Genomic DNA, 16126 nt, shown 5'->3' with positions numbered 1-16126 from the left:
TGCTGCCGCGCCGCAGGCGCAGGCATCCCCCCAGTCTACGCGATCAGTCGGCCAGCGCGGCGACCTCGTCGGCCGCGCGCGCGACGGTGTCATTGACGACGCGGTAGTCGAACTCGCCCTGCGAGGCGAGCTCGACACGCGCCGTACGGAGGCGACGGGCGCGTTCCTCGGCGTCCTCGGTTCCCCGCCCGACCAGCCGGTCGACCAGTTCGTCCCAGCTCGGCGGCAGGAGGAAGACGAGGGTCGCATCCGGCGCGGCCGCGCGCACCTGACGGGCTCCCTGCAGGTCGATCTCCAACAGCACCGTGCGCCCCGCCGCGAGTGCCGCCTCGATGGGCGCCTTCGGCGTGCCGTACCGGTGACGGTTGTGCACGGTGGCCCACTCGAGCAGCTCGCCCTCGGCGATGAGACGGTCGAACTCGGCGTCGTCGACGAAGTAGTAGTGCTCGCCGTCGACCTCTCCCGGCCGCGGGGCCCGGGTGGTCGCCGACACCGACAGCATGATCTCGGGATGGTTGTCGCGGATGTGCGCGGCGACCGTTCCCTTGCCGACGGCAGTGGGCCCGGCCAGCACAAGCAGCCGCGATCGGCCGGCACGCGGCTGGGGCTCGGGCAGGCGGGCATCCAGGAACTGCTGAAGCGCGAGCCGCTGACGCGACCCCAGCCCGCCGAGGCGCTTGACGGGCGAGATGTCGAGATCCGCGAGGATCCGGTCGCGCTTGTTCTCACCGATCGCCGGGATCGCCGTGAGGAAGTCGGTCACCCGCATGGCGCCGGCCGCCGACTCGGGATCGGCGAGAGCGCGCCGCAGGAGCTCCTGAGGTGAGATGACGCGCATCGCGACATCCTTCTTCAGCGCCGCCCGCTCGCGTCGCGCTTCGACGGCACGGCGTGACGCCGCGGCGCGGTCGACCTCGGGTGGGTGGGGACGATCAGCCACGGGCTTCCTCCTCTGCCTCGGCGAGCTCCCGCCGATGCGCGTCGATGGCGTCGATGATTCCGTCGGGACCGGCGGCGAGCACGCTGCGGCTGGCGCTCGCGACCACCTGGCCCGCGAGCGGTCCGAACACCGAACGCACCGCGCCGAGCGCCACGCCCTGCGCGCCGAAGCCGGGAGCGAGGATCGGTGCGCCGCGAAGCGATTCGTGCGTGAGACCGAGCTCGTCGCGGTCGACGGTCGCACCCACGACGAGCCCGACGTGACCGAGACCTCCCGCGTCCGCCGCCGCACGGTTCGCCCATCCGACGCCGGCGGCGACCCAGTCCGCGACCGTCTGGCCGCGCTGCGCCTCGACGACGGTGACCTCCGCCGACTGCAGTCCGAACGCCTCGGGGTTGCTGGTGGCAGCGAGGACGAAGACGCCCTTGCCGGCGCGCGCCGCGGCTGTGATCGTGCCGCGGAGCGACCCCGGGCCGAGGTACGGGCTCACGGTGACGGCGTCCGCCTCCAGCGGGGCGCCCGGCTCGAGCCACGCCGCGGCATAGCCGTCCATCGTGCTGCCGATGTCGCCGCGCTTGGCGTCCGCGATGACGATGAGGTCCGCGTCGCGTGCGGCGCGCTGCACCTCTTCGAGCGCGGCGAAGCCCGCTGACCCGTAGCGTTCGAAGAAGGCGACCTGCGGCTTGACGATGCCCACCCGCTCGCGCGCGGCCTCGACCACGCGCAGACCGAACTCGCGCACGCCCGCGGCCGAGGCCGGAAGGCCCCAGTCCGCGAGCAGTGCGGCGTGCGGGTCGATGCCGACGCAGAGCGACCCATACGTGTCGAGCGCGCCGGACAGGCGCTCCCCGAATGCGGTCACCTGCGCCCCGCCCGCTCGAGGGCGTAGTCCTGCAGGCTCTTGACCTCGAACCCTTCCCGGAGCACGGGCAGCGCGCTCACGGCGGCACCGAGGACGGCCATCGTGGTGAACAGGGCACGGTCGCCCGCCACGGCCGCGGCCCGGATCTCGTAGCCGTCTGCGCGAGCGACGCCGCCCGAGGGCGTGTTCACGACCATGTCGATCTCGCCGGCGTTGATGAGATCGACGACGTTTCGCTCCCCCGAGCCCTGGGTCTCGGAGTACTTGCCGACGACCTCCACGCGGATGCCGTTGCGAGCGAGGATCTCGGCGGTCCCCTCGGTCGCGATCAGGCGGAAGCCGAGCTCCTGCAGCCGGTGGGCGGGCAGGATGACGGCGCGCTTGTCGTCGTCGGCGACCGACAGGAATACGGTGCCCGAGGTGGGCATGCCGCCGTAGGCGGCCGCCTGGCTCTTCGCGAAGGCGGTCGGGAAGTCGCGGTCGATGCCCATGACCTCACCGGTCGAGCGCATCTCCGGGCCGAGGACCGAGTCGACCGTCCGGCCGTCAGCGGTGCGGAAGCGCTTGAAGGGGAGTACGGCCTCCTTGACGGCGACCGGCGCATCGAGCGGGACCCGCGAGCCGTCCTCGGCGGGCAGCAGCCCCTCGGCCTTCAGCTCGGCGATCGACGACCCGGCCATGATCCGCGACGCGGCCTTGGCCAGCGGGATGCCGAGCGCCTTCGACACGAAGGGCACGGTGCGGCTCGCGCGCGGGTTCGCCTCGATGACGTAGAGCACACCCGCCGACACGGCGAACTGCACGTTCAGCAGACCCCGCACGCCGACACCGCGGGCGATGGCGAGAGTCGCCTCGCGCACCCGGTCGATCTCGGTGCGGCCGAGCGACATCGGCGGCAGCGTGCAGCTCGAGTCACCGGAGTGGATGCCGGCTTCCTCGAGGTGCTCCATCACGCCGCCGATGTACAGCTCTTCGCCGTCGAACAGCGCGTCGACGTCGAGCTCCACGGCGTCATCGAGGAAGCGATCGACGAGCAGCGGGAGGCCCGGGCCGATGATCGCCTGGTCGGCGACGCGCACGAAGTAGTCGCGCAGGCTCTCGGTGTCGTAGACGATCTCCATGCCGCGGCCGCCGAGGACGAAGCTCGGGCGGACCAGGACGGGGTAGCCGATCGACTCGGCGACCTCGACGGCCCCCTCGACGTCGATGGCGGTGCCGTTGCGCGGGGCGACGAGACCGGCGTCGTCGAGCAGACGCGAGAAGAGCTCACGCTCCTCGGCCAGGTCGATCGCCGCGGGCTGGGTGCCCAGGATGCTGTATCCGGCCGCCTCGATGCCCTTTGCGAGCCCGAGCGGCGTCTGACCGCCGAGCTGGCAGATGACGCCGAGGATCGTGCCGGACTGCGACTCGGCGTGCAGCACCTCGAGGACGTCCTCGAGCGTCAGCGGCTCGAAGTAGAGCCGGTCGCTCGTGTCGTAGTCGGTCGATACCGTTTCGGGGTTGCAGTTGACCATGATCGTCTCGTAGCCGGCGTCCGCCAGCGCGAAGCTGGCGTGGACGCACGAGTAGTCGAACTCGACGCCCTGCCCGATGCGGTTGGGGCCCGAGCCGATGATGACGACCTTCGTGCGCTCGGAGGGCGTGACCTCGGTCTCGGTGTCGTACGACGAGTAGTGGTACGGCGTGAGCGCGGGGAACTCACCGGCGCAGGTGTCGACCGTCTTGAAGACCGGCCGCAGGCCGAGGCCGTGGCGGACGCCGCGCACCTCTTCTTCGGTGATGCCGCGCAGCTGCGCGATCTGCGCGTCGCTGAACCCGTGGTCCTTCGCCGTCCGAATGACGTGCTCGTCGAGCTCGCCCGCGTCGGCCACGAACGCCGCGACCTCGTTGATCAGCTCGATCTGGTCGAGGAACCACGGGTCGATCGCGGTGGCTTCGAAAGCCTGCTCGACCGTCGCGCCCTTGCGCATCGCCTGCTGCAGGACCACGATCCGGCCGTCGGTCGGGGTCTTCGCGATCTCGAGCAGCTCGTCCACCGAGCGCTCCTCGTCGCCCCAGTGGAAGCTCGATCCGCGCTTCTCGAGCGAGCGCAGCGCCTTCTGGAGAGCCGTGGCGTAGTTGCGCCCGATCGCCATCGCCTCGCCCACCGACTTCATGGTCGTCGTGAGGGTGGTGTCGGCGGCCGGGAACTTCTCGAAGTTGAAGCGCGGCACCTTGACCACGACGTAGTCGAGCGTCGGCTCGAAGCTCGCCGGGGTGACCTTCGTGATGTCGTTCGGGATCTCGTCGAGGCGGTAGCCGATCGCGAGCTTCGCGGCGATCTTCGCGATCGGGAACCCGGTCGCCTTCGACGCCAGCGCGGACGAACGCGACACGCGCGGGTTCATCTCGATGACGATGATGCGCCCCGTCTGCGGATCGACCGCGAACTGGATGTTGCAGCCACCGGTGTCGACGCCGACGGCGCGGATGATGTCGATGCCGATGTCGCGCATCTTCTGGTACTCGCGGTCGGTGAGCGTCAGTGCCGGCGCGACCGTGATGGAGTCGCCGGTGTGGACGCCGACCGGGTCGACGTTCTCGATCGAGCAGACGACCACGGTGTTGTCGGCCGAGTCGCGCATGAGCTCGAGCTCGTACTCCTTCCACCCGAGGATCGACTCCTCCAGCAGGACCTCGGTCGTGGGCGAGTCGCGCAGGCCCGCTCCGGCGATACGGCGCAGGTCCTCCTCGTCGTACGCGAAGCCCGAGCCGAGCCCGCCCATCGTGAAGGAGGGGCGCACGACGAGCGGGTAGCCGAGCTCGGCGGCGCCCGCGAGCACCTCGTCCATCGTGTGGCAGATGCGGCTGTCGGCGACATCCGCTCCCGAGTCGATGACGAGCTGCTTGAAGATCTGCCGATCCTCGCCCTTGTTGATCGCCTCGAAGTTCGCGCCGATCAGCTCGATGTCGTACTTCTCGAGGATGCCGTGCTTGTGCAGGTCGATCGCCGCGTTGAGAGCGGTCTGACCGCCCAGGGTCGGCAGGATCGCGTCGGGGCGCTCCTTGGCGATGATCGTCTCGATGACCTGCCACGTGATGGGCTCGATGTACGTGGCGTCGGCGAAGTCGGGATCGGTCATGATCGTCGCCGGGTTGGAGTTGACGAGGATGACGCGGACGCCCTCCTCGCGGAGCACGCGGCACGCCTGGGTGCCGGAGTAGTCGAATTCACAGGCCTGGCCGATGACGATCGGCCCCGACCCGATGACGAGGACGCTCTGGATATCGTCGCGCTTGGGCATCAGTTCTTGTTCTCCTGGGTCGCGACCACGAGGTCGCGGAAGCGGTCGAAGAGGTAGTTGGCGTCGTGCGGGCCGGCGGCGGCCTCGGGGTGGTACTGCACCGAGAATGCCGGCAGGTCGAGGGCCCGCAGGCCCTCCACGACGTTGTCGTTGAGGCCGACGTGGCTCACCTCGACGCGGCCGAAGCCGGCCGGGCTGTCGACGACGCCCTCGATCGGCGCGTCGACGGCGAAGCCGTGGTTGTGCGCGGTGATCTCCACGCGCCCGGTCTGCTTGTCGAGCACGGGCTGGTTGATGCCGCGGTGGCCGAAGGGCAGCTTGTAGGTGCCGAAGCCGAGGGCGCGGCCGAGGAGCTGGTTGCCGAAGCAGATCCCGAAGAACGGCAGCTTCTCGGCGAGGACGCCCCGCAGAAGCTCGACGTGGTGGTCGCTCGCGGCCGGGTCGCCCGGGCCGTTGGAGTAGAACACCGCGATCGGGTCGATCGCACGGAGCTGCTCGAACGTGACGTCCTGCGGGAGGACGTGGACGTCGAATCCGCGGGCGGCGAGGTTGTTCACCGTGGCCTGCTTCACGCCGAGGTCGAGCACCGCGAGGTTTCCGAGCCGCTCCCCCGTCGCCGGGGTCACCTCGGCGGCGGGCACCGACACCTCGGCGGACAGGTTGCGACCGGTCATCTCCGGCGCCTCGCGGACGATGCGCAGCTGCTCCTCGGGATCGATCTCGGCGGCGTCGCCGCTGAAGACGCCGCCGCGCATCGAGCCCGCCGAGCGCAGGACGCGCGTGACGGCGCGCGTGTCGATGCCGCTGATGCCGACGATGCCGTCGCGCTCGAGCGACTCGTCGAGCGAGTGCTCCGAGCGCCAGTTCGACACCACGCGCGAGGGGTCGCGCACGATGTAGCCGGCGACCCAGATGCGGCGCGACTCGATGTCCTCGCCGTTCATGCCGGTGTTTCCGATGTGGGGTGCGGTCTGCAGCACGATCTGGCCCGCGTAGGACGGGTCGGTGAGGGTCTCCTGGTAGCCGGTCATGCCGGTCGCGAAGACGACTTCTCCGAGGGTGGTGCCGCGCGCGCCGTAGGCGCGGCCGATGTGGCGGGATCCGTCCTCGAGCACGAGCACGGCGGGGTCACGGGTGAACAGTGTCACGCGTCGCCTCCTGGGGTCTGGGTGGGGGTCACGATGGTCTGGATGGCATCGGCCAGCGCACGGGCCGATGCGGTCTGGGGCCGGAAGTAGCTGTCCACGATCGTCTCGTCATCGATCAGCCAGCTCAGGCGTGTCAGGCCCTGCTTCTCGACGACACGGTCGATGGCGACGGTGGCCTGATCGACGGAGACGATGCGCCCGGCGGGGATGTACAGGCGCGGCTGACCGGTCAGGTCGATGGCCACGCCGTCACCCGCGCCTCCCGCGGCGACGATGACGTCGACGCGGGAGCGGAATCCGAGCCCGCGGATGGCGAGGCGCTCGAGCGGCTCGTCGTGGCGGGTCGTCGCGACGTAGAGTCCCGAGATCGCCGCCGTCTGCACGGCGCCCGCGGGCAACTCGCCCACCGGTGCCGTGAGGCCGCTGTCGCGCCTCGTTCGTCGTCGCCAGGCCCAGACCCCGAGTGCGAGCAGCACCAGGGCGACCGCGACCATGACGAGCAGAGCTCCTTCGCGGGTCACGCGCGGGCTCCCGGGCGTTCGAGCAGGTCACCGTCGGCGACCGTCGGCGTGCCGCGGAAGAACGTCCAGCGCACCTCGCCCGGCAGTTCGCGATCGACGTAGGGCGAGTTCACGCTGCGACCCCGCAGGTCGGCATCCGTGAAGGTGCGGACCGGGCGTGGGTCGTACAGCGTGAACGAGGCGGGGCGGCCGGCCTCGAGCGGCGTGCCGGCATCGGCCAGGCGGCCGATCCGAGCGGGAGCCGTCGAGAGCACGCGGGCGACGTCGTCCCAATCGAGCAGTCCGGTGTCGACGACCGCTTGCTGCACGACCCGCAGCGCGGACTCGAGACCGACCATGCCGTTCGCCGCCGCGGCCCATTCGCACGTCTTCGCCTCGGCGGGGTGCGGGGCGTGGTCGGTCGCGACGATGTCGATCGTGCCGTCGGCGAGGCCCTCGCGGACTGCCCGCACGTCCTCGTCACGGCGAAGCGGCGGGTTGACCTTGAAACGCGCGTCGTAGCCGCGGACGAGTTCTTCCGACAGCAGCAGGTGGTGCGGGGTCACCTCGGCGGTCACGTTCACGCCGCGCTTCTTCGCCCACCGGATGATGTCGACCGAGCCCGCCGTCGAGAGGTGGCAGACGTGCAGTCGAGAGCCGACGTGCTCGGCGAGCAGGACGTCGCGCGCGATGATCGACTCCTCGGCGACCGCCGGCCAGCCGGTCAGTCCCAGCTCTGCCGACACGGTGCCCTCGTTCATCTGGGCGCCCTCGGTCAGCCGCGGATCCTGAGCATGCTGGGCGACGACGCCGTCGAACGACTTCACGTATTCGAGGGCGCGGCGCATGATGAGCGGATCGAAGACGCAGAAGCCGTCGTCGCTGAACACGCGGACGCGTGCCCGCGAGGCGGCCATCGCGCCCAGCTCGGCCAGGCGCTCGCCCTTCTGCCCGATCGTGACGGCGCCGATCGGCTGGACGTGCACGTACCCGGCGGCCTCGCCCAGGGCGAGCTCCTGCTCGACGACACCCGCGGTGTCGGCGACGGGCGAGGTGTTGGGCATCGCGAAAACGGTGGTGAACCCGCCCGCCGCTGCAGCGCGCGACCCGGTGAGGATCGTCTCGGACGCCTCGAACCCCGGCTCGCGCAAGTGGGTGTGCAGGTCGACGAGCCCCGGCAGGGCGATGAGCCCGTCGGCGTCGACGACGGTGGCACCTCTGGCGCTCAGGCCGGGGCCGACCTCGGCGATCGTCCCGTCGATGACCAGCATGTCCGTCGCGTCGCCGCCGGCCAGGCGCGCTCCGCGGATGAGGAAGCTCTCGCTCATCGTCCGTCCTCCTCAGCTTCGGTGCGCTCGCCCGCGAGCAGCAGGTAGAGCACGGCCATCCGCACCGAGACACCGTTCGCCACCTGCTCGAGCACGGTCGAGCGCGGCGAATCGGCGGCGGCGGTGGAGATCTCCATCCCCCGGTTCATCGGGCCGGGGTGCAGGACAATGCTATCGGCCGGGAGCGCGCCGAGCCGCGCGGCATCCAGGCCCCACGTCCGCGAATACTCCCGTTCAGTCGGGAAATAGGCGGCGTTCATGCGCTCGAGCTGGATGCGGAGCATCATGAGCGCATCCGGACCCGCGGCGATGGCCTCATCGAGGTCGTAGATCACGCGGACCGGCCAGGCCGACACATCCTGCGGCACGAGGGTCGGCGGTGCGACGAGGGTCACCTCGGCACCCAGGGTCGTCAGCAGCCAGACGTTCGACCGCGCGACGCGCGAGTGCAGGATGTCGCCGACGATCGTCACCCGGAGACCGGCGAGGTCGCGGCCCCGGCTGGCCTCGCCGAAGAATCGCTTGCGGATGGTGAATGCGTCGAGCAGGGCCTGCGTCGGATGCGCGTGCGTGCCGTCACCGGCGTTGACCACACCGGCGCTGATCCATCCGCTGCCGGCCAGGGTCTGCGGTGCGCCGGAGGCGCCATGGCGGATCACGACGGCGTCGGCCCCCATCGCCTGCAGCGTCTGTGCCGTGTCCTGGAGCGACTCGCCCTTGGAGACCGACGACCCCTTGGCCGAGAAGTTGATGACGTCGGCCGAGAGGCGCTTGGCGGCGGCCTCGAACGAGATCCGGGTGCGCGTGGAGTCCTCGAAGAAGAGGTTCACGACGGTCTTGCCTCGGAGCGTGGGGAGCTTGCGGACCTCGCGCTGCTGCGTAGCCGCCATGTCCTCCGCGACGTCGAGGATGCGCAGGGCGTCGCGCCGATCCAGGTCCTTGGTGTCGAGCAGGTGCCTCATGCTCCGATCGTCACCTCCTCGACGCCGTCGACCTCGCGCAGGCGCACATTGACCCGCTCGTCGCGGGCGCTGGGCAGGTTCTTGCCGACGAAGTCGGGTCGGATGGGCAGTTCGCGGTGGCCGCGGTCGACGAGGGTCGCGAGTCTGACGGCCGCGGGGCGACCGATGTCCTGCAGCGCGTCGAGGGCCGCGCGGATCGATCGTCCGGAGAACAACACGTCGTCGACGAGGACGACGACCTTGCCGTCGATGCCGCCCTCCGGAATCTCGGTCGGCTGCGGTGCCCTCGTCGGGTTGCGGTGCAGATCGTCGCGGTACATCGTCACATCGAGTGCTCCGACCGGGACGACCGTCCCGGAGATCTCCGCGAGGAGAGAGCCGATGCGTGCAGCGAGGGGAACGCCCCGCCGCGGGATGCCGAGGATGACGAGGTCGGCGGGTCCCCTGTTCGACTCGAGGATCTCGTGGGAGATCCTCGTCAGGGCCCGCGCGATGTCGGCTTCATGCAGCACGGTGCGCGTGCTCATCCGCCGCTCCCTTCTCCGCCTCACAGGACGGGGTTAAAGGTTGCTGGGTGCGGCGCCCATGATAGCGCTCGGAGGCCTCCGGAGCACATCCATGGCCACTCAGGCCTCGCCCGGGGGCGGACTGTTACGCTCGACGAAATTCCATGACTGCACCGACCGACGTCCCCATCGCACCGGACGCCCGTCTGCACGTGGCAACGCACGGCTCGGCCGCGGAGCCCGGAGCGACGGGCCGCGCCGGTGCGAAGGCTATCCTCCTCGGCGAGCACGCCGTCGTGTACGGCCGCCCGGCGATCGCGATCCCGGTCAACGCTCTCGGAGTCGAGGCGCACGCGCAGCCGGCCGAAGGCCGCGGTCACCTCGCCAGCACGCTCTTCCACGGCCCCATCGCCCGAGCGCCCGAGCGGCTGCACGTCACGCTGACAGCCATGCGCGCCGCACTGGCGGCGGCAGGCAGGCCGGGCGCCGAGCTCGACATCTCGATCGACAGCAGCATCCCGGCCGAACGCGGGCTCGGGTCGAGCGCCGCCGTGTCCGCGGCGGTCATCGAGGCAGTGCTGGGTGCGTGCGGCTTCGCGGCCGACGACGAGACGATGCACGAGCTCATCCAGACGGCCGAGCGCGCCGCCCACGGCGCACCGAGCGGACTGGACGCGCGCACCGTGCGCGCTCGGGCGGCCGTGTGGTTCGACCAGGGCCGCATCGAGCCCGTCTCCGTCGGGGGCGATCTCGTGTTCGTCATCGCGGACACCGGAGTCCGGGGGCGCACCCGTGAAGCCGTCGCCGCCGTCGCGCAGCGGCGGGAGAGCGATCCGCGCGCGGTCGAAGCCGCCTTGGACGAGCTGGGCGCGCTGGCGACCGCCCTCCGCAGCGACGTCTCGACGGGTGACCGCGAGGCGATCGGAAGCGCGATGAGCCGCGCCCACGTCCTCTTGACGGGCCTGGGCGTCGGCGATCCGGCGCTGGACCACCTCGTGCAGGCCGCGACCGCCGGCGGCGCCCTGGGCGCCAAGCTGACCGGCGGCGGCCGGGGCGGCTGCGTCCTCGCGCTGGCTCGAGACGCGGCATCCGCCGCCGAGCTCGGCGACCGACTCACCCGCGCCGGCGCCGCCGCGGTCTGGACCACCACCGTCGAAGGAGCGGCATGAGCACCGCGACAGCCATCGCGCACCCGAACATCGCGCTCGTGAAGTACTGGGGCAAGCGCGACAGCGCACTGAACCTCCCCGCAACGGGCAGCCTGTCGATGACGCTGGACATCTTCCCCACCACGACGACCGTCAGCCTCGACGAGGGAGCGTCCGGCGACGTCCTCGTCTTCAACGGCGAGCAGCGCGTCGATGGGCCCGCCGAGCGGGTCACGCGATTCCTCGACATCGTGCGCGAGATGGCGGGCAGCACCCTCTCCGCTCGCGTCGAGACAGTCAACACCGTGCCGTCGGCAGCCGGTCTCGCGTCGTCCGCTTCGGGCTTCGCCGCGCTGGCCGTCGCCGCCTCCGCGGCATACGGGCTGGATCTCGATACGCGCTCCCTCAGCCGACTCGCCCGCCGCGGCTCGGGATCGGCCTCGCGCTCGGTCATTCCCGGATTCGCCATCTGGCACGCCGGCGACAGCGATGAGACCTCTTTCGCCGAGCCCGTGGCCGCACCCGATCTCGCCATGGTCGTGGCGATGGTGGAGAAGCGCGAGAAGCCGGTGTCCAGCCGTGAGGCGATGCGCCGCACGGTGCTCACCTCGCCCTTCTACCCCGCCTGGGTCTCGTCGACGGCCGAGAGCCTCGAAGCAGCCGCGGAAGCATGCCGAGACGGCGATGTCGAGCGCCTCGGCCGCATCACGGAGGTCAACGCCCTGCGGATGCACGCCCTGATCCAGTCGTGCGACCCGCCCATCCGCTATCTGAGCCCCGTGAGCGTCGAGATCTTCGACCGCATCTCGGCCCTGCGCGAGTCCGGCGTCGAAGCCTGGGCGACCGCCGATGCCGGACCGAACGTCGTGATCCTGACGCGGCCCGCGTCCGTCGATGCGGTCACTGCCGCGCTCGACGGTCTCGCCGAGCTCGCTGTCGCCCACCCCGGACCCGCCGCAGCTCTCGTCTCGCGAGCGGGCGAATGACCACCGTCGACTCGACCCGCGCGATCGTCGCGCGTGCGCCCGGCAAGCTGTTCGTGGCCGGTGAGTATGCGGTGGTCTCACCGGCTGAGCCATCCGTGCTCATCGCCGTCGACCGCTACCTGACGGTGTCGCTGTCCGAGAGCGTCGATGCCGGCAGCATCCACTCGCCGGAGTACAGCCGGATGCCGGTGCGCTGGACCCGGGGGCAGGACGGGCTGACGCTCGATCGCGAGCACCACCCGTACGACTACGTCATCGCCGCGATCGAGGTCTCCGAGCGTCTGCGCGCCGAGCGGGGCTTGCGTCCCCGCTTCTTCGACCTCTTCATCGAGAGCGGGCTCGACGACCCCAGCGGACGCAAGTTCGGCCTCGGTTCGTCGGCTGCCGTCACCGTCGCGACGATCGCCGCGATCGACCGGTTCTACGGATTCGACCTGGGCACACGCGGCCGCTACGAGCTCGCCATGCTCGCCACGATCGCCGTCGCCCCCCATGCTTCCGGCGGTGACGTCGCCGCGAGCACCTACGGCGGTTGGATCGGTTACCGCTCCCCCGACCGCGACCGCCTGCGCGCGGCGCGCGCGGAGAACGGCGTCGCCCGTGTCCTGGGTTCGGACGCGTGGCGAGGAACGGAGATCACACGTCTCGCGCCTCCCGCGGGACTCGACCTGCTCGTCGGCTGGACGGGGCACCCCGCGTCGACGGAGCGCCTGGTCAGCGGTGTCTCGCGCGGCACCGACGTCGCGGACGGCGCGCATACGGGCTTCCTGGATGCCTCTCGCGCCTGCGTGGAGGATCTGTGGCGCGCGCTCGCGGCTTCGCCGCCCGGAACGACACCGCCCCGCGCTGCCTCCGACGACGCGCTCGCGCTCGACGCGATCCGGCGCAACCGTCGCCTGCTGCAGGCGCTCGGAGCACGGACGGGTGTGACGATCGAGACCGACCGCCTGAGGATCCTCTGCGACGCGGCCGAGGCGATCGGCGCGGCGGCCAAGCCGTCCGGCGCGGGCGGTGGCGACTGCGGCATCGTGCTCGCGCCCGCGGGCGCTGACGTCGCCGGCATGCTCCGGGTCTGGGAGACCAACGACATCCGACACCTCACGATCGGCGTGCACCCGCCGGAAGGAGAGCATCATGCCGGCTGAACTGGCTTCCGAGCGCAAGGACGACCACGTCCGTCTCGCCGCCGCACAGCAGAAGGAGCCGCCGCGGCCGAACGGCTGGGACGACGTCCGCTTCGTCCACCATGCCCTCGCCGGTGTCGACGCCGAGCGCGTCGATCTCGGCGTCGAGGTCGCCGGTGCCCGCTGGGCACTGCCGTTCTACGTCAACGCCATGACCGGCGGCAGCGCTTCGACCGGTGCGATCAACCGCGACCTCGCCATCGCCGCGCGTGAGACCGGCGTCGCGATCGCATCGGGCTCGTTGAGCATCGCGCTGGACAACCCCGACCTCATGGGGACGTTCCGCGTCATCCGCGACGAGAATCCGAATGGCTTCGTCATGGCCAATGTCGGGATCGAACGGTCTCCCGAAGACGCCCGGCGCGCCGTCGACGCGCTCGAGGCGAACGCTCTCCAGGTGCACGTGAACGCCATGCAGGAGACCGTGATGCCCGAGGGCAGCCGCTCGTTCTCGAGCTGGCCGGCCTCGCTCGAGGCCATCGTCGCCGCCGTCGAGGTGCCCGTCGTGGTGAAGGAGGTGGGGTTCGGTCTGAGCGCCGCCACGCTGTCCCGTCTGGGGAACCTGGGTGTGCGCTTCGCCGATGTGTCCGGCGTCGGCGGCACCGACTTCATGCGCATCGAGAACGACCGGCGATCAGGCCGCGACTACGCGTACCTGGCCGGGTGGGGACAGTCCGCGGTGGAGTGCTTGCTCGAGGCCCCGGCCGACGCGCCCGTGCTGTTGGCGTCCGGCGGCGTCCGCACGCCCCTCGACGTCGCGCGCGGCCTCGCGCTCGGCGCGCGTGCGGTCGGCGCCTCCGGTTCGTTCCTCTCGGTCGTGCTCGACGGCGGCGCGGAGGCGCTGATCTCCCGTATCCGGGAATGGTCTGACCACCTCACGGCGTTGCACTCCCTGGTGGGGGCGACCCGTCCGGACGATCTCCGCCGTACCGACCTGATCATCCACGGACGCGCGGCGGAGTTCGCGCGAGCCCGCGGTATCGATATCGACAGCCTGGCGCGTCGCGCCGGCGGGAAGGACGCGCGATGAGCGCCGAGTTCACCCCGATCCCCCTGCGGTGGGTGGGACCGCTTCGGCTCACCGGAGACGTCGAGACCGAGCAGGAAGTCCCGCTCGCGACCTACGAGTCGCCGCTGTGGCCCTCGGTCGGCCGCGGCGCGCGCATCTCGCGGCTCGTCGAAGACGGCATCCGCGTGACGGTCGTCGACGAACGGATGACGCGCTCGTCACTGTTCGTCGCCCAGTCGGCGGCGGCCGCCGTCGCTGCGTCGCGCGCCATCGTCGCCCGTTTCGACGAGCTCGCTGCCGCCGTCTCTGAGCGCAGCCGCCACGCCAAGCTCATCGACCTCGACACCGAGGTCGTCGGCAACCTGCTCTACCTCCGCTTCGCGCTGACGACCGGCGACGCCTCGGGCCACAACATGGTGACCTTCGCCGCGGAGACGCTCATGGAACGCGTGCTCTCGTGGCACCCCGAGCTCTCGTACGGCTCGATCTCCGGCAACTACTGCACCGATAAGAAGGCCACCGCCGTCAACGGCATCCTCGGCCGCGGGCGCAACGTCATCGCCGAGATCGTGATCCCCGCAGACCTCGTCGAGAAGCAGCTGCGGTCGACCGCGCAGCGGATCGTCGATCTGAACGTCCAGAAGAACCTGGTCGGCTCGACGATCGCCGGAGCGCTGCGCTCCGCCAACGCGCACTACGCCAACATGCTGCTGGCCTTCTACCTCGCTACGGGTCAGGACGCCGCGAACATCGTCGAGGGCTCGCAGGGCTTCACCTGGGCCGAGGTCCGCGGCGACGGCGACCTGTACTTCTCGTGCACGCTGCCTCACCTCATCGTCGGCACCGTCGGCAACGGCAAGGACCTGCCGGCCGTCGACGACGCCCTCGCGCGCCTGGGTTGCCGTGAGGAGCGTCCCTCCGGCGAGAACGCCCGACGCCTCGCCGGGCTGATCGCCGCCACCGTCCTCTGCGGCGAGCTCTCGCTGCTCGCCGCCCAGACCAATCCCGGGGAGCTCATGCAGTCGCACCTGCTCCTCGAGCGCCGGAAGGATTCCACGAAGTGACCACCATCGGCATCCACGACCTCGCTGTCGCCACGGCCTCGCACGTCGTCGAGCTCGACGACCTCGCCGCACGCGCGGACATCGACCCCGCGAAGTTCCGCATCGGGCTCGGCCAGGAGCAGATGAGCATCCCCGGCCTCGACGAGGACATCGTCACGATGGGCGCCGCTGCCGCGCAGCGCATCATCGACCGGCACGGTGTCGACGGCATCCGGACCCTGTTCTTCGCCACCGAGACCGGCATCGACCAGTCGCGCGCTGCCGGGGTGCACGTCCACGAGCTGCTCGGCCTCCCCCGCTCGGTCCGTGTCGTCGAGCTGAAGCAGGCCTGCTACTCCGCGACGGCCGCCCTTCAGGCTGCGGCCGGTCTCATCGCGCGCAACCCCGACGAGCGCGTCCTGGTCATCGCCAGTGATGTCGCCCGGTACGAGCTCGACACCGCGGCTGAGCCGACGCAGGGTGCAGGGGCGGTCGCCTTCCTCGTGTCGGCTGAGCCGGCGCTCGCCGTCCTCGAGACCGCCGCCGGCGTCTACACTGCGGAGGTCGACGACTTCTGGCGTCCCAACGACAGCGTCACCGCGGTCGTCGACGGCAAGCTCTCCGTCAGCGCTTACCTCGACGGTGTCGCAGGCGCTTGGGACGACTACCGGTCGCGCGGCGGCGTCGACATCGATCAGATCGACTGGTTCTGCCACCACCAGCCGTTCACCAAGATGGCCGTGAAGGCGCATCGCGCGCTCGGTCAGCATGTCGGCGTCGAACTCGACCCCGAGCTCGTGACCGCGACCACCGGCTACAACCGCCGGATCGGAAACTCCTACACGGCGTCGCTCTACATCGCTCTCGCAGCGCTCCTGGACGGCGAGAACGACCTCACTGGTTCGCGCATCGGGCTCTTCAGCTACGGCTCGGGGTCGGTCAGCGAGTTCTTCACCCTCGTCGTCCAGCCCGGCTACCGCGAGGCGACCCGCGGCGCGGAGACCGAGGCCATCCTCGCCGCACGGACCGCGGTCGATGTCCCCACCTACCGTGACCTCCACGACGCGACGCACCGCGACAGCACCGTCGACGTCGAGATCGCGGCCGCCTCCCCCGGCCCGTTCCACTTCGCCGGCCTCGCAGGGCGCGCCCGCCGCTACACCCGCGACTGACGCCCCGCGCTTCGCGAGAGCGCACGAACGCACGGTCCCAGCCCCTGGGCACCG

The 16126-nt window shown here is 71.0% G+C and carries 14 protein-coding genes; 6 read left to right on the top strand and 8 right to left on the bottom strand.

Annotated features, from left to right (window positions below; all coding sequences use genetic code 11):
* Positions 1-43: 43 nt before the first annotated feature.
* From gmk to pyrR, 8 genes are read right to left on the bottom strand one after another with little or no spacing between them, the layout of a single operon-like run.
* On the bottom strand, positions 44-940 hold the full coding sequence (gmk, locus tag ACI2K6_RS01050) for a guanylate kinase (protein ID WP_112614868.1): 897 nt from the start codon (positions 938-940) through the stop codon (positions 44-46).
* Positions 933-1802, bottom strand: a complete 870-nt coding sequence (gene pyrF / locus ACI2K6_RS01045; protein WP_274177923.1) for an orotidine-5'-phosphate decarboxylase — start codon at positions 1800-1802, stop codon at positions 933-935. Before pyrF ends, gmk begins: the two co-directional genes overlap by 8 nt.
* Complete coding sequence (gene carB / locus ACI2K6_RS01040; protein ID WP_274177924.1) at positions 1799-5086, bottom strand: carbamoyl-phosphate synthase large subunit; 3288 nt, start codon at positions 5084-5086, stop codon at positions 1799-1801. The genes pyrF and carB overlap by 4 nt, the downstream gene beginning before the upstream one ends.
* Positions 5086-6234 (bottom strand): glutamine-hydrolyzing carbamoyl-phosphate synthase small subunit, encoded by a 1149-nt coding sequence (gene carA, locus ACI2K6_RS01035; RefSeq protein WP_404567780.1) that lies wholly within the window; start codon positions 6232-6234, stop codon positions 5086-5088. The genes carB and carA overlap by 1 nt, the downstream gene beginning before the upstream one ends.
* Positions 6231-6755 (bottom strand): hypothetical protein, encoded by a 525-nt coding sequence (locus tag ACI2K6_RS01030; RefSeq protein WP_274177925.1) that lies wholly within the window; start codon positions 6753-6755, stop codon positions 6231-6233. The genes carA and ACI2K6_RS01030 overlap by 4 nt, the downstream gene beginning before the upstream one ends.
* A complete protein-coding gene (locus ACI2K6_RS01025) occupies positions 6752-8062 on the bottom strand; it encodes a dihydroorotase (RefSeq protein ID WP_404567779.1) in 1311 nt (436 codons plus the stop codon). The genes ACI2K6_RS01030 and ACI2K6_RS01025 overlap by 4 nt, the downstream gene beginning before the upstream one ends.
* Entirely contained in the window at positions 8059-9024 is a 966-nt protein-coding gene (locus ACI2K6_RS01020) for an aspartate carbamoyltransferase catalytic subunit (RefSeq protein WP_404567777.1), read from the bottom strand. Before ACI2K6_RS01020 ends, ACI2K6_RS01025 begins: the two co-directional genes overlap by 4 nt.
* Complete coding sequence (gene pyrR, locus ACI2K6_RS01015; protein WP_112614880.1) at positions 9021-9551, bottom strand: bifunctional pyr operon transcriptional regulator/uracil phosphoribosyltransferase PyrR; 531 nt, start codon at positions 9549-9551, stop codon at positions 9021-9023. The genes ACI2K6_RS01020 and pyrR overlap by 4 nt, the downstream gene beginning before the upstream one ends.
* A gap of 143 nt (positions 9552-9694) precedes the next feature.
* On the opposite strand from pyrR, the gene mvk reads away from it, so the two are divergent.
* The 6 genes from mvk to ACI2K6_RS00985 are packed head-to-tail and all read left to right on the top strand — an operon-like array spanning position 9695 to position 16072.
* The gene (gene mvk, locus ACI2K6_RS01010; RefSeq protein ID WP_282500998.1) at positions 9695-10699 is read left to right on the top strand and encodes a mevalonate kinase; all 1005 of its coding nucleotides are present in this window, start codon (positions 9695-9697) and stop codon (positions 10697-10699) included.
* Positions 10696-11664, top strand: a complete 969-nt coding sequence (gene mvaD, locus ACI2K6_RS01005) for a diphosphomevalonate decarboxylase (RefSeq protein ID WP_112614884.1) — start codon at positions 10696-10698, stop codon at positions 11662-11664. Before mvk ends, mvaD begins: the two co-directional genes overlap by 4 nt.
* The gene (locus tag ACI2K6_RS01000) at positions 11661-12809 is read left to right on the top strand and encodes a phosphomevalonate kinase (protein WP_404567775.1); all 1149 of its coding nucleotides are present in this window, start codon (positions 11661-11663) and stop codon (positions 12807-12809) included. Before mvaD ends, ACI2K6_RS01000 begins: the two co-directional genes overlap by 4 nt.
* Entirely contained in the window at positions 12799-13878 is a 1080-nt protein-coding gene (gene fni / locus ACI2K6_RS00995) for a type 2 isopentenyl-diphosphate Delta-isomerase (protein ID WP_404567774.1), read from the top strand. Before ACI2K6_RS01000 ends, fni begins: the two co-directional genes overlap by 11 nt.
* Positions 13875-14921 carry a hydroxymethylglutaryl-CoA reductase gene (locus ACI2K6_RS00990; RefSeq protein ID WP_269266171.1) on the top strand — a complete coding sequence of 349 codons (1047 nt, stop codon included), beginning with the start codon at positions 13875-13877 and terminating at the stop codon, positions 14919-14921. The genes fni and ACI2K6_RS00990 overlap by 4 nt, the downstream gene beginning before the upstream one ends.
* Positions 14918-16072: a hydroxymethylglutaryl-CoA synthase gene (locus ACI2K6_RS00985; RefSeq protein ID WP_404567772.1), complete on the top strand. Its 1155-nt coding sequence runs from the start codon at positions 14918-14920 to the stop codon at positions 16070-16072. Before ACI2K6_RS00990 ends, ACI2K6_RS00985 begins: the two co-directional genes overlap by 4 nt.
* The last annotated feature ends 54 nt before the right edge of the window (positions 16073-16126 follow it).

Source organism: Microbacterium sp. NPDC006705, from assembly GCF_044903545.1.
Lineage (GTDB): Bacteria > Actinomycetota > Actinomycetes > Actinomycetales > Microbacteriaceae > Microbacterium > Microbacterium plantarum.
This window is presented reverse-complemented; position numbering and strand designations above follow the sequence as displayed.